A 13996-nucleotide genomic window follows, 5' to 3' on the forward strand; every position below is an offset into this window, starting at 1 on the left:
CGTGGCTGTTTCCTGAAAGACACAGATGTGGCCGATTTTACCGGTCCCCATCAATCTGATCCACGATCGTCAGCACATCCTGCCAGTTATCCGCGCGCGGACTCCAGGTTTCCAGAGCGTTGTGAGGGGCCGTGAAAAGCACGCCCTGACCCTGAAAGCGCCGGAAATGCCGCAGGTTGTCATCGATCATCACATCGGCGGCCAGAATGCTCTTGTCGCCGCAGAAAACGACGTTCAGCGGCGAGATGCAGGGGAAATGTTCCCGGAGCCAGGCGAATTTGGGCGCGCAGGACGCCGGATATTCCATGGCGGCCGTCGTGATGAAAACTTCGCAGGTCTCGCACAGGGCCGAAATGGCATCCTGTGCGCCGGGCATGACGGCGAGTGAGGCAAAGAAGTCGCCCTGGTGCAGCATGGCTTCCATGGCTGCATGGTCTTCAGGAGACACAAGATCCCGGAAGCGGCGTCCGCGCAGTTCTGCATCGGTCCACTCATAGCCGCAGGTTTTGCGGAACCAGACGCGTTGCGCAGAGAACGCATCGGCCAGGACTTCATCCATATCGACGGCCAGACGCAGGCGGAAGGGGGTCATGGGATGCTCCGGAGCTGAGAGAGGAGCAGACTGTCGGCCTGCTCGAGAGCCAAGGCAAGGGGGTGGCTATCGGGGCTGATAAAAATAAGTGAATACTTTAGGTGAGGCAGTTGTTTGTTGATGAATAAGTATTTCAAATATGTCATTCCGAACAAAAAAATCTTTACTTAAAGTAAACTATTCTTGTTCTGTATTTCAGCAACTGTAAGCATGGGGTTCTGTTGTCGGGTGGTCCGGTTCAGAACTTCTTTTTTCAGAAGAGGACGAACCGGCACCCGTAGAAGGAAAACCATCATGTTTCGTAAATATGAAGAGAATTTCCGTATCGTTTCCGCAGCTCAGGGCGCCGGAAGCGGCAATTCCGGCAATCCGGGCAATTTTTCGCAGGATCGCGAAAAGGCCTCGGAAGCCGGACGCAAGGGCGGCCACAACAGTCACTCTACCAAGGGAGCATCCTCTTCCACAGGTGAGAGTGAGCACTCAGGCCGCGGCTTCGCCCGAGACTCGCAGAAGGCGTCCGAGGCCGGGCGAAAAGGTGGACAGGCGTCTCATAAATCCTGATCCCTCTCCAGCCTCTGTCGCAAAGCCTGCCGTGGGGTCATCCCCGGCAGGCTTTGTGCTGAGTGGATCATTCCTGACTGAGTGATCCCGTCCCGAAGGCCAGTCCGGCCGCTGCAATCAGCGCGGCGTAATAGGCATCCGAATGGCTGAGGGTCGCGTCCAGATAGCCGTACTGGGCAATGCTGGTCTGGGTCAGGGAGCCTACGCCGCTGCGATAGGCGGCGGACGAAGCCTCGAAACTGGTGCGCGCGGCCGTCTCCAGTCTGCCGGATGCGGCATAGGCGCTCAGGCTGGTCCGCAGGGCATTTTCCGCCGTGACGATCTGTTTGACTGAACTGTCCACAGTCTGCCGCAGGGTCGCATCCGCACTGTCAGACTGGTCCTGTGCCTGTTTCAGAAGAGCCGCACGGGTTCCTCCATCAAAGATCGGCACCGTGATGCCACCGAGGATCAGGCTGCTGAAGGCATTGCTGGACAGGTTGAGCGTCGGCGGTGCCTCACTTCCCACACCGGGAATGGAAGACAGTGCCAGGCGTCCGGTGGTGTAGGCCACGTTGCCCGTCATGAAGATCTTGGGCAGGAACTCGCTGCGCGCCGCCTGAACCCTGCTTTTTGCGGCCCTGGCACTGGCATAGGCGGCCAGGACGTCCGGTCTGCGCGAGACAGCCTGCTGTACGAACGCATCTGTCAGGCGCATGTCATCCAGAGCGAGGGGGCGGCCGGAAATATCCAGTGTTTCCAGCTTCGTGGCAGGGGAAATGCCGATGGCGTTGAGCAGTTCCAGCCGGGTGTTTTCCTCGTCACCCTCAGCCTGGACGAGCCGTAGTTCCGTCTGGGCTGTCGCCTGCCGGGCCTGTGTGACATCGACGATCGTGCCCTGACCCTGATGGAGCCGGGCTTCCGCGGCCGCTTCCACAAAGCGCGCATTGTCCCGCGCCTGACGCAGCAGACGCACCCGGCTCGCGGCGGCGGCATGCGTGTAATAGGCCGTCGTCACGCCATAGATGATCTTCTGATGCGCGGCGGTGAACAGCACGTTGCTGGCGATCTGGGCCTGTTTCGTGGCCTCGATTACGGCTTCGCGCTTACCGAAATCGAACAGGAGCCATTCCATGCCCAGCGTCTGGACTTCACCCGCGCCCGAATTGTTGTTGCGCACGCCGCCCAGTGCGTTTTCCAGCCCGCTCAGACCCGAATTGACGATGCCTTCGGCTGCGCCCGCATTGCTGATCGTGGGGTTCGCGCCGTCATTGCGACTGTGATTATAGCCCCCCACCACGGTTGCGGTGAGGCGGGGCAGATAGGCGCTGCGGGCAATGCCGACCGCCAGAGCAGAATCGCGGGCGAGGTTCCAGGCCCGGCGTGTTTCCGGATTGGCGGACTGCGCAATATCGATCAGTTCCGCCAGCGAATAGGCATGCCCGTTCTGCACCGCAACTTCCGGGGCTGGGGGACGCACGTGGATCTGCGTGTTCGAAGGCAGGGTGTATCCGGCCGGCAGGTTCAGGGCGTGCGGGTCGTGTCTGCCGGGCAGGATTTCGCCATTGGCCGCGATATTGGGCTGCCAGGGTCGGTCAGGTGATGCGGGAGCGCTGTCCAGAGCCTGCGTGGCGCAGGCCGAAAGCAGAAGCGGAGCCGAACAGAGCGTGACCGGGATCAGGCGCGGAAAAGGACGGGCAGGGCGGGTCATCAGGCAATCTGTTCCAGTCGTGCCATGCGGTCAGAAAAGTCCGGTCGGCCAGGCGTGACGAGCAGCTCTTCCGAAAGTTCTGCCGCGTCGTCGAGCGCCTTTTGCGTTGCTTCGAGCTGGGGCAGATCGGTGCGCATATGGGCAGGTTCTGACATGGCATATTCCAGTGTGCGTTCGCTTTCCAGCAGGGCGGACTGGGTGCGGGCGATGGCCTCCGAGCTGGCCTGCTGCGTTGAGGCATTTGCCTGACCCTTCAGGGCGTTCGCCAGCTTGTGCAGTCCGTCTCCAATCCTGTCGAAGGCGCTGGCAGGCCAGAAACTCGTGAACATGGCGTAGGTGATGAAATTGCCCAGCATGATCCCCACGATCCTGTCCCGGGCGGTCGCCATGTCGGCTGTGGGGCCGTAGCCTTTCAGATCCGTCAGGTAAAAGGCCAGCCCGATCTGGAAGCCAGCATAGGCAATGCGATCATCGCCGGTCTTGACCCAGGCCGCGATCAGGGAAACCACGAAGACCAGCACCAGAAAGCCGGTGATGTCGTTCAGATGCGGCATCACGAAAACGATGGCGGCAATCCCGAGCGTCCCACCCACGAGGGCACCTGAAATGCGAAGGGTCAGCTTCGATACCATTTCCCCCATCGTCGGAAGGGCGACGATGAAGCAGGTGATGATGCAGGTATGAATGCCCGGCCAGTTCAGGACCTTGAATGTCAGATAGCTCAGCATGACCGCCGCCGTGCCTTTGACGGCAAAGCGGACATGATCGGGATTGCTGAAGGCATCATCGGCCAGGAAGCCGGATTTTTTATCCTGTGAGGGTGCTTTCGCATCATCCGCAGAGGGCGTCGCAAAATCAGGCAACAGATCCGCCAGAGCGCAGGCGGTGGCGGATGCCGGGCTGACAGCGGGCCGTTCGATGGCGGCCGGATAATCGCCATCCGCGAAAAGGGCGGCCATGTCTTCAAGTGTCTGGATCAGGCCGGCGGTGTCAGCCTGTGATAGCCCGCTTCGGCTGGCCTCGTCGGCCAGGGCGAGGACGGCCACGCTGCTGCTTGCGGCCTGTCTGAGGCACGCCAGATCGCGGGGAGACCAGATTTTTTCCAGCCCTGCCATTTTCGCCGACTTCATCATGTCAGTCGTGCCGGTGCGCAGCATGTCCGTGGCCTGTTCGCGGATGCGCTCATCCGGATCGCGCAGGAGACGGCATGCCATGCGAAGTCGCGCGGCAATGTCATCGGTCAGGATCCGGCGCGGGGACGGGCAGATCAAAAGGCCAAGTGCGACCATGACCGCGCCGGGAACCGCAAGAAACAGGTCCGTATAGAGGAGTGCGCGCGTCACGACTTCGCCGACCGGGATCTCGTCGATCGCGATCAGGCCGTACACCGTGACCAGCCCAAGCATATAGGCCACGGGCTTGAGCTTGCTGGCCGAGCCCAGAAAGAAAAATATGAAGGAAAGCAGGGCGATGACGATCACCAGTCCCATCGGCTGATCCAGCGTCAGGCGGATCAGTCCGTAAATGATGGTCAGCAGGATCAGAATCGCGATATTTACCCCCACGCCGGCAAGCGCATTGGTAACGCGGTCTTTCTGCCACAGCGCCATTGTCACAAGCGCGGGAACGGCCAGATCCGGCACCTGCCAGATTTCCCCGACCAGAACCGTCGCCGTGCATCCGGCCGCCATGCGAAGCGCATAGCCCATTCGTCCCGGAGCGGGAGTGCACACCAGACGCCAGATCCGGGACAACCCCAGTCCCGGACGCATCAGGCCCGGCCGTGGGCCGTCCAGTGAGCGGATGGTTTCAGGGACAGGCAGCGCCATGCCGGATCTCGACCGTCGCGGTGGCCCCAAGCCGCAGCAGAAGGGGGTTCGCCTTTTCCAGCCGGATGCGGACCGGGAAACGCTGGGCGACATGCACCCAGTCCATCTGCCGGGGCACGATCGGCAGGGAGCGCGCAATTCCGGCGGACTCCGCCGAGAGCACACCCCAGCCAATGCTCTCGACATGCCCCCGAAGCGGCGTACGCCGGTCGATCATGGAATGGACCGTCACGCAGTCCCCGATCTGCACGGCGCCGAGATTGATCTCCCGGATATTGGCTGTTGCGTACCATTCATCATCCGCAATCAGCGTGAACAGGACCTGCGACGGCGCCAGAACTTCGCCCGGTTTGACCCGCAGGCTGGTGACATAGCCGTCAACCGGGGCGATCACCGTGGTCTGTCGCAGTTCATAACGCGCATGGTCGAGTGCCGCCTGACTGGCATCGCGCGCGGCGATCGAGCTTTTCAGATCCCCGATTGCGGTGGTCGCCGCAGCGGACTGGTTACGGGACTGGGCCAAAGAAACTTCGGCATCATGCAGGGCGACGCGGGCCTGATCGTATTGCTGCCAGGGGATGTAGGATTTTCCCGCCAGAGGCTGAAGCCGCTGGACGGTGCGCGCCGCAAGATCACGGTTGGTCCGGGCCCGGACGACCTGATCGTCGGCGGTGGCGGCATTGGATGTCTTGATGCTCAGCAGACGCGTCTGGTTTTCGACTTCCGCGCTGGCCAGATCCAGATTGGCCTGCGCCTGCCGGACGGTGAGTTCGTAGGGCTCGGGATCCAGCCGGTACAGCACGTCGCCCTTATGGACATGCTGGTTGACCGAAACGTCCAGTTCCCTGAGCCGCCCGCCTACGGTCGAGGCGACATGCACCATTTCCGCATCGATGCTTCCGCTGTCGGAGGAGGGGTGGGTGCTGTCTTCGTGGGAGACATGAACGCCGAACATGACGGCCGCTCCCACACAGACAACCGCGATGACAATGCCGATCGGCTTTTTGGCGGAGACGGGAATGCGCTGCACGGTCAGGGTCCGAATACCAGAGTCCACACGCTCAGTGCGGCGATGACGCCCAGGGCGACATAGGTGAAAAGGCGGAAACTGAGCAGGGCGTCGAGACCCGTCAGCAGAAAGAGGACCCGCAGTCCAACAGCTGTGGCGACACCCACGAGCCCGCAGACCATCCAGTCCGGAAAATAGGCGCCCACAATGGGAAAGGACGGAGCGCCACGAAGAGAACATCCCCCTGTCGCCAGAAGGGCGAGGCCGGAAAGGCAGGGGCTGAGGCGGGCAGGTCGCATGAGGGGAATGGAACTTTCGCGCGGCCATAACAGGGACTCGGAGCCTATCACATCCTTTTCTGAAAGCCACAGTCCAGCGGGAAGGAGGAGAGGTCGGGAAAGAAAACCGGAGCGCCCTGCGGAAGTTTCAGTAGACAGGAAATTTGAGGACGATGGTGTGAAGCAATGACGGACAGATTTTTCCCTGCAATGTTTCTTCTGGGTCTGCTGGCAAGTGGGCAGGCCTTCGCCGCCCGGCAGGACCTTGTCCTGTCACCCGTCAATACTCAGGCTCTTCTGCATGCGCGCTCGGCCCTGACGGATATTGACGGAAATTTCGGAGATGTGTCCGGAGCACTGACTTACGATCTGGACCGGCAGAGCTGTCACGTGGATATGACCATGAATGTCAGCTCCCTCAAAGTCGGGAGTGCCGTCCTGAAACAGGTCATGCTCTCGGGTATCATGCTCGATAGCGACACCCACCCCGTCATGAAATATGTGGGGGACTGCCGGCCCCGGATCGTCAAGGGGCAACTCCGTATGGAACTTGCGGGAAAACTGACCATGCGTGGACAGACGCATCCGCTCGTTCTTACGACGGAGCTTCAGTTCCAGGGCAACACCCTGATGCGCATCGTCAGCCATGGCAGCTTTGACCAGCGGCAATGGGGTATGAGCACGCTTCTTCATTCGGTGGACCCCATGGTCCGTGTCGAGACCGTGATCCTCATGAAGTAATCTCCGTCATGCTTGAAGGGCGGCGGGCCATCCGATAAGCAGATTCGGAAAAATCCCTGTTTCTCCAGCTTCTGGCCCTTTGGACATGACCTTGCGGACGCCCCTGATCCTCTCCTTCGGCAGCATCAACATTGATCTGACGGCCCGCAGCCAGCGGCTTCCGCGCCCGGGCGAGACCGTTCATGCCGAGAGCTATGTGATCGGTCTGGGCGGCAAGGGCAGCAATCAGGCCGCCGCGGCCGCGAGACTGGCGCAGGCATTCGACGTGGATGTCGCACTGGCGGGACGGGTAGGTTGCGATGCGTTCGGGGCTCAGGCCCGGGCCAGTCTTGCCGGGTTCGGGGTGGATCTGTCGCCCCTGCGGGATGATGCGGACAACCCGACCGGGATTGCCCTGATCGGGATCGATGCCGCCGCTGAAAACTGCATCACCGTCGCGGGTGGGGCGAACATGGCGGTGGATAAAACGGATATCGTGGCCGCGGCGCCCTGGCTGGATCGGGCGAAGGTCCTGCTGCTTCAGCTTGAAGTCCCCCAGTCTGCCGTTCTGGCTGCGGCGCGTCGAGCCCGGAGCGCGGGTGGCTTTGTCGTGTTGGATCCTGCTCCCGCGCCGGAGCATGGACTGCCCGAAGCGCTGTGGTCCGAGATCGACATTCTCACGCCCAATGAAAGCGAAACCTTCAGCCTGACCGGTATTCGGCCCACAACAGTTGAAGAGGCGCGCAAGGCCGCGGAAATCCTTCTGGCGAAAGGTGTCCGGGCGGTTCTCGTGAAGATGGGCGCGAAGGGCGTGTTCTGGCATGACGGGACAGGATCGGGTCATCTGCCGCCATTCCGGGTGGTTCCGATCGATACCGTAGCAGCCGGAGACTGCTTCAACGCAGGTCTGGCCGTGGCACTGGCCTGTGGGGAAAGCCTGCCTGATGCGGCACGGATTGCGTCCGCCTGCGGGGCTCTCGCCACGACCCGTCATGGCGCTGCCGATGCTGCCCCGGAATGGAATGAGGTCGAAGCTCTGATCCGGGTCTGAAAAAACCCTGCTTGCGCCATCAGTTTTTTGGGTTCAGGGTCCCCGGCACAAAATTTCAGAATGGACCTGTGGGAAAATGACCAGAAAACGCATTATCTGGATGGTTCTGTCCGGCGCTCTCATGACGGCGTTTTTTCTTGTCGCCTGCATGACGACGACAATGGATGCCGCGGGGCATATTCATGCCAGTTATTTCTGGATGACCGGCTTCGTCATTTTCGCCATCGTGCATGTTTACTGTACCTGCATGTCGAAATGATCCCCGGATCACTTCCGTTTTGCGCAGGCACGAAAAAAAGGCAGGACTCCATGGGAGCCCTGCCTTTCCGGTCTGGAACGGGGCGTGATCAGTACGGTCCGGGGCCATATCCCGGAGCCACGGTACCCGGAGGGGGCGGCGGGGGAGCCACGGGAACGCCCGGCTGCATCACTCCGCTGTTCGCCGTAACGACGCCGGCGATGAGGCCGGTCGCCAGGGCCGTCAGCAGGAACTGGTTACCGTAGCGCATCCAGTAATAGCCGCGCGGCGGTGCATAGAGGCCGCGATAGTTGCGCCAGTTGTTCACGGCCCAGCGGCTGCCACGGGGACCGTCGTAACGGTCGCCACGACGCCAGATGCGGTTCTGTCCGCCGCCATGACCGCCACCGCGGAAGTCCCCGTGACCGCCGCCGGGGCCACCCGGACCGCCAGGGCCGCCGCCACGCGGATCAGCAGAGGCGAGAGGAGCTGCGGCGAGGAAGCAGGCAGCCATCAGTCCTGCAAAAAGTCTTGTCTTCATAACGCACCTTCAAACCCAGTCATGACCTCCCGGCTGAAACGGCCGGGGCATGCTCTGAACTGTCATAAAGCCCTTCAAGCATGGCTGGAATATGGCTTTATGGACCGCGCGATGTAACGGCCCGGAAGAGCCCCGGTTTCTTTTGGTGTGATGGAAAGGGCGGGGAGGGTCTTCAGCGGCTTTTTGTGTGATACAATGTGCGCTTATGTTCGTTTTCTTACATTCGCTGTCCGGATCGTACCATGCCTCATGAGACCCCTCAGATCAGCCCCCGGCAGGACCAGATCGTGCGTCTGGTCCGCAGTCAGGGCTATATGGCCAATGAGGAGATGGCCCAGCATTTCGGCGTTGCGGTCCAGACCATTCGCCGGGATGTGACATATCTCGCCGGGCTCGGTCTGCTGTGTCGGCATCATGGTGGCGCGACACCGGTATCAACGGTCGAGAACCTGGATTATGACGCGCGTCAGATTCTCAATTCCGCGTCAAAGACCGCGATCGGGCGTTATGCGGCGGCATTGATTCCAGACCGATCTTCGCTGTTCATCAATATCGGCACCACGACGGAAGCCTTCGCCCGTGCGCTGACAGACCACAGGGATCTGCGGATTGTGACGAACAACCTGCATGTCGCGTCTCTGGTTTCGGGGCGTGCGGATTTTCATACCGTCTTGGCTGGTGGACAGTTGCGACCGCGGGACGGGGCCATTCTTGGCGCGACCGCCATTGAGACTCTGTCGTCCTTTCGCACGGAATTCGGCGTGATCGGAATCAGCGGAATCGAGGAAGACGGAACCCTGCTGGATTTCGATCTGAGCGAGATCCAGTGCGCGCGGACCATCATCCGCAATTCACGTCGCGTCCTGCTTCTGGCCGATCACACCAAGTTCAGTCGTCACCCCATGGGGCGGGTCGGCAATCTTGAGGATATTGATGATCTGATTACTGACCGGCCGGTCTCCGAGGCGTTTCAGCGTCATCTGGACGCGGCCGGCGTCACGCTCCATGTGGCTGAAAATAACGCCTGATCCCTCATAGCACCACACTATTGCGTTACGAATCACATAAAACACTTCCTTTATCGCTAAACATGCTCCAAAACGAACATCGACCGCTCGTTTTGGAGCGTGATGACAGGAGAGTGTGATGTCATCGATTCACGAGGTTTCATCCCCGGCCGGCGCATCCGCGCCTTATGACCTGCTGGTTGTGGGTGGCGGGGTCAACGGCTGTGGAATTGCGAGGGATGCCGCGGGCAGGGGGGCAAGCGTGCTTCTCGTCGAGCAGGATGACCTTGCAAGCCATACGTCGTCCGCGAGCACCAAGCTGATTCACGGTGGCCTGCGCTATCTCGAATATTATGAATTCCGGCTGGTCCGCGAGGCTCTGATGGAGCGCGAGCGTCTGCTGAAGATCGCACCGCACATCATCTGGCCGATGCGCTTCGTACTGCCGCATTCGAAAATGCTGCGCCCCGCCTGGCTGCTGCGGACCGGACTGTTCCTTTACGATCATCTCTGCCCGAACATGACGCTGCCGCGAACGAAGGCTCTGAACCTGCGGACGGCTCCGGCAGGGAAGCCGCTGCGTTCGGAATATGTGCGCGGTTTCGAATATTCGGATGGCTGGGTGCAGGACAGCCGGCTCGTGGTTCTCAATGCCATGGACGCCGTGCGCGTTGGTGCGAAGATCGAAACGCGGACCCGTCTCGTCAAAGCCGTGCGTGGAGCACAGGGCTGGACCGCCACGCTTGAAAATACCCGCACGGGTGAGCATAGCACGGTTCAGGCGAAGGCCGTCGTCAATGCGGCAGGTCCGTGGGTTGCCGAACTGCTGAAGGATCGCCTGAACGTGCCGAGCCGCAATCGCGTGCGTCTGGTCAAAGGGAGCCACATCGTGGTTCCGCGCGTTTTCGAAGGTTCGCAGGCTTACATTTTCCAGAACCCGGACAAGCGGATCGTTTTCGCCATTCCCTACGAGCAGGATTTCACCCTGATCGGCACCACGGATGTTCCATGGGAGCAGGATCCGGGTCATGTCGAGATCTCGCCCGACGAAATCACCTATCTGTGCGAGAGCGTGAACCGCTACTTCACGAAGACCGTCCGTCCCGAGGACGTTGTCTGGACCTATGCGGGCGTGCGCCCGCTTTATGACGACAATTCGGGCAACGCTTCGGCTGTCACGCGCGATTACGTCCTGGATGTGGATGCGACTGCCGCGCCGATCCTGTCGGTTTTCGGTGGCAAGATCACGACCTTCCGCAAGCTGGCCGAGCACGCTGTCGAGAAGCTCGCGCCCCATCTTCCGGTTCTGCGCAAGCCGGGCTGGACGGACGGCACGCCGCTTCCGGGCGGAGAGTTCGCGCCGAAGGATTTTGACGCCCAGCTCAGCCGTTTCCGGGCCCATGCGCCGCATCTGTCCGAGCGTACCTCCTGGCGCCTGATGCGCAATTACGGCCTGCGCGCCTATAGCATCGCTACGTCCACGCCCGAGGGGATGGGGCAGATGTTCGGCGACACGCTCAGCGCCCGTGAAGTGGACTACCTCATCGACAATGAATGGGCCCGTACCGCCGAGGACATCCTGTGGCGTCGCTCGCGGCTTGGCCTGTTTGTCAGCGATGCCGATCGCGCGGCCCTTCAGACCTATGTCGAAGGCCGTCTGCAGGGGGGTGTCACTCCTCTTTCCAATCCAGGCCAGGTCGCACGTCAGAACGTCGCCTGAGTCTTATCGCTTCCTTTTTCATGGCGGATGCCAGTCATGTCAGAAAACAGGCGTTACCTTGGTGAACTCCTCTCGGAGTTCTTCGCTGTCGCAATCATCATCCTCTTCGGAGATGGGGTTGCGGCCATGTACTCGCTCTACGATCCCAGTCCGTACAAATCGGCCTACTGGGGCGTGTGCATCGTCTGGGGTCTGGGCGTGACGGTGGCGATCTATGCCACCGGCGCGATCAGCGGCACGCATGCAAACCCGGCGGTCACCCTTTCCCTGGCCATGTTCCGTGGCTTCTCGTGGAAGAAAGTGATTCCTTACATGAGCGCTCAAGTACTCGGCGGCTTTGCCGGTGCGGCGCTAGTGTACTCGCTTTACGTGCCGGTCATCGACCATTTCAACATGGCGCATAACCTGACGCGTGCCGTCGATGGTGGCTCGGCGGGCGTGTTCTTCACCCATCCCGGTGACTTCGTGACGGTGGCGCATGCGTTCTGGGACGAGCTGGTCCTGACCGCAGCTCTGGTCTTCGGGATTTTCGCGATCACCTGCCAGTACAACACGCAGGCGCCGCAGGCGAACTCCAGCGCGCTGATCATCGGTCTGCTGGTCGCCATCATCGGTGCGTCCTGTGGCTATCTGGATGCCTGGGCCATCAATCCGGCTCGTGATCTCGGCCCGCGCCTGTTCTGCTTCTTCGCAGGATGGGGACAGAGCGCACTGCCGGCTCCGGGCAATTACTTCTGGGTTCCTGTGGTGGCGCCGCTCGTCGGTGGTCCGATCGGGGCGGCCCTGTACCAGTTCGGCCTGCGTCCCTTCATGCCGCGTTATCTGGAACAGACCATCACCGTGGCGCCGGACGGGATCAATCCCGCCGAGCCGGTCCTGGTCGTGTCCAACCCGAACGACCCCGCGTTTCCCGCGGTCAACCGGGTCTCCTGAAATCCGTCTGAAACCCTTCGAACTTCCAAGACCTTTCACCGGAGAACACATCATGAGCAAGAAAGACTGCATCCTCGCCATTGATCAGGGCACGACCTCGACCCGCAGCATCATCTTCGGAAAGGATGCGCAGGCTCTGGCCATTTCCCGCCGCGAGTTCCCCCAGCATTATCCCGAACTGGGCTGGGTTGAGCACGATGTCGAAGACATCTGGCGTGATGTGCTCGCCACCGCCCGCGAGACGATCGATGAGGTCGGAGGGCCGGAGCGCATCGCGGCCCTGGGCATCACCAACCAGCGCGAAACCATCGTGATCTGGGACCGCGAGACGGGCCGTGCCATCCATCGGGCTCTCGTCTGGCAGGACCGCCGGACGGCGCATGAATGCAACCTTCTGCGCCAGCAGGGCAAGGAAGCCATGGTCCGTGAAAAGACGGGCCTGCTGCTGGACCCCTATTTCTCGGCGAGCAAGATCGCCTGGCTGCTTGATCATGTCCCCGATGCCCGTCGCCGTGCGGAAGCGGGTGAACTGGCGGCTGGCACGATCGACAGCTTTCTGCTGTGGCGTCTGACCGGGGGCAAGCGTCATGCGACGGATATCACCAATGCCTGCCGCACGTCGCTGTTCAACATCCACACGCAGGAATGGGACGAGGAGCTTTTGAAGCTCTTTAATGTGCCGCGCGCCCTTCTGCCGGAAGTCTGCGACAACAGCAGCGATTTCGGCGAGACGGAAGCCAAGCTGTTCGGCGAGAAGATCGCCATCGGCGGCATGGCGGGCGATCAGCACGCCGCTGTCATCGGACAGGCCTGCTTCCACGAGGGAATGGCCAAGGCGACTTACGGCACAGGCTGCTTCATGCTGCTCAACACCGGCGAGAAGCCGATCATGTCCAACAACCGGCTTCTGACCACGATCGCCTATCGCATTGGTGGCAAGACCTTCTACGCGCTGGAAGGTTCCATCTTCGTGGCGGGTGCTGGAATCAAGTGGCTGCGTGACGGTCTGCATCTGATTACCCATGCTTCGCAGACTGACGACATGGCGACCCGTATCCCCGACAGCCATGGTGTCTATATGGTTCCGGCCTTTGTGGGCCTTGGGGCGCCGCACTGGGATCCGGATGCACGCGGTCTGATCTGCGGTCTGACCCTTGGTTCCACGCAGGCGCATATCGCGCGTGCCATGCTGGAATCCGTGGCTTACCAGACCTATGACCTGATCCGCGCCATGCGGGAGGATGGGGCCATGCGCACCAGCATCCTGCGCATCGACGGGGGCATGGCCGTCAATGACTGGTTCGCCCAGTTCCTGTCTTCCATGCTCAAGGCTGAGGTCGAGCGTCCGGTCAACATCGAGACCACCGCATTGGGAGCAGCCTTCCTCGCGGGCTTGCAGGTCGGACTGTGGAAGAGCCTGGACGAAGTCGCGGCGACCTGGAAGCAGGAGCGCGTCTTTGCTCCGAAGATGGACCCGGCACAGCGCCGGATCATGATCGATGGCTGGCACGATGCAGTGCGTCGCACGCTGACGCCACCCGTTCAGCCTGCCGCAGAGGTCACGTCGATCCGTGCGGCTTGAGCGTTAAACTTAATTTGACTGACCGGCGTTCTGAAAGGAGCGCCGGTTTTTTGTTGATAGTCACGATATAAAAACAGAATTACAAAATAAAACGGAAATAAATATATCTGAAATACACGATATAGATGAAGTTTTCGTGTAAAAAAAAATCCGATTTTCCTTTGAGGCGTCAAGCTTCGACTTAAACAAAGACGTGCCCCGGCATTGAAGCGCCCGGAACAGACGTCTCTGAAAAGGAAAGCACG

General features: G+C 60.9%; 14 protein-coding genes. 8 read left to right on the forward strand and 6 right to left on the reverse strand.

Going from position 1 to position 13996, the window contains the following annotated elements; all coding sequences use genetic code 11:
• Positions 1 to 37 precede the first annotated feature (37 nt).
• On the reverse strand, positions 38 to 592 hold the full coding sequence (locus KP701_RS05120; RefSeq protein WP_215746155.1) for a 5' nucleotidase, NT5C type: 555 nt from the start codon (positions 590 to 592) through the stop codon (positions 38 to 40).
• 294 nt (positions 593 to 886) lie between these two features.
• On the opposite strand from KP701_RS05120, the gene KP701_RS05125 reads away from it, so the two are divergent.
• A complete protein-coding gene (locus tag KP701_RS05125) occupies positions 887 to 1153 on the forward strand; it encodes a general stress protein (protein ID WP_215746156.1) in 267 nt (88 codons plus the stop codon).
• A gap of 67 nt (positions 1154 to 1220) precedes the next feature.
• On the opposite strand, the gene KP701_RS05130 is transcribed toward KP701_RS05125, so the two are convergent.
• The 4 genes from KP701_RS05130 to KP701_RS05145 form a co-directional block, all read right to left on the reverse strand.
• Positions 1221 to 2843: a TolC family protein gene (locus KP701_RS05130; protein WP_215746158.1), complete on the reverse strand. Its 1623-nt coding sequence runs from the start codon at positions 2841 to 2843 to the stop codon at positions 1221 to 1223.
• On the reverse strand, positions 2843 to 4552 hold the full coding sequence (locus KP701_RS05135; RefSeq protein ID WP_215746208.1) for an FUSC family protein: 1710 nt from the start codon (positions 4550 to 4552) through the stop codon (positions 2843 to 2845). Before KP701_RS05135 ends, KP701_RS05130 begins: the two co-directional genes overlap by 1 nt.
• Before the next feature lie 100 nt (positions 4553 to 4652).
• Complete coding sequence (mdtN, locus tag KP701_RS05140) at positions 4653 to 5627, reverse strand: multidrug transporter subunit MdtN (RefSeq protein WP_252345419.1); 975 nt, start codon at positions 5625 to 5627, stop codon at positions 4653 to 4655.
• A gap of 77 nt (positions 5628 to 5704) precedes the next feature.
• Positions 5705 to 5980, reverse strand: a complete 276-nt coding sequence (locus KP701_RS05145) for a YtcA family lipoprotein (RefSeq protein WP_215746162.1) — start codon at positions 5978 to 5980, stop codon at positions 5705 to 5707.
• Positions 5981 to 6145: 165 nt separating this feature from the next.
• Between KP701_RS05145 and KP701_RS05150 the strand changes: the two genes are divergently transcribed.
• The 3 genes from KP701_RS05150 to KP701_RS05160 all read left to right on the forward strand — a co-directional run bounded on the left by KP701_RS05150 (position 6146) and on the right by KP701_RS05160 (position 7989).
• Complete coding sequence (locus tag KP701_RS05150; RefSeq protein WP_215746163.1) at positions 6146 to 6700, forward strand: YceI family protein; 555 nt, start codon at positions 6146 to 6148, stop codon at positions 6698 to 6700.
• 85 nt (positions 6701 to 6785) lie between these two features.
• A complete protein-coding gene (locus KP701_RS05155; protein ID WP_215746165.1) occupies positions 6786 to 7730 on the forward strand; it encodes a ribokinase in 945 nt (314 codons plus the stop codon).
• 76 nt (positions 7731 to 7806) lie between these two features.
• The gene (locus KP701_RS05160) at positions 7807 to 7989 is read left to right on the forward strand and encodes a hypothetical protein (protein ID WP_024717098.1); all 183 of its coding nucleotides are present in this window, start codon (positions 7807 to 7809) and stop codon (positions 7987 to 7989) included.
• Between the two features lie 88 nt (positions 7990 to 8077).
• On the opposite strand, the gene KP701_RS05165 is transcribed toward KP701_RS05160, so the two are convergent.
• On the reverse strand, positions 8078 to 8509 hold the full coding sequence (locus KP701_RS05165) for an RcnB family protein (RefSeq protein ID WP_215746167.1): 432 nt from the start codon (positions 8507 to 8509) through the stop codon (positions 8078 to 8080).
• Positions 8510 to 8751: 242 nt separating this feature from the next.
• On the opposite strand from KP701_RS05165, the gene KP701_RS05170 reads away from it, so the two are divergent.
• The 4 genes from KP701_RS05170 to glpK all read left to right on the forward strand — a co-directional run bounded on the left by KP701_RS05170 (position 8752) and on the right by glpK (position 13751).
• Positions 8752 to 9537 (forward strand): DeoR/GlpR family DNA-binding transcription regulator, encoded by a 786-nt coding sequence (locus tag KP701_RS05170; RefSeq protein ID WP_215746169.1) that lies wholly within the window; start codon positions 8752 to 8754, stop codon positions 9535 to 9537.
• 118 nt (positions 9538 to 9655) lie between these two features.
• Positions 9656 to 11236 (forward strand): glycerol-3-phosphate dehydrogenase, encoded by a 1581-nt coding sequence (gene glpD, locus KP701_RS05175; RefSeq protein ID WP_215746171.1) that lies wholly within the window; start codon positions 9656 to 9658, stop codon positions 11234 to 11236.
• A gap of 36 nt (positions 11237 to 11272) precedes the next feature.
• Positions 11273 to 12169, forward strand: a complete 897-nt coding sequence (locus KP701_RS05180) for an MIP/aquaporin family protein (RefSeq protein WP_215746173.1) — start codon at positions 11273 to 11275, stop codon at positions 12167 to 12169.
• A 52-nt stretch (positions 12170 to 12221) separates the two neighbouring features.
• Entirely contained in the window at positions 12222 to 13751 is a 1530-nt protein-coding gene (gene glpK / locus KP701_RS05185; protein ID WP_215746175.1) for a glycerol kinase GlpK, read from the forward strand.
• Positions 13752 to 13996: the final 245 nt, after the last annotated feature.

Origin of the sequence: Gluconobacter sp. P1C6_b (assembly GCF_018811945.1) — a bacterium.
Taxonomy (GTDB): Bacteria; Pseudomonadota; Alphaproteobacteria; order Acetobacterales; family Acetobacteraceae; genus Gluconobacter.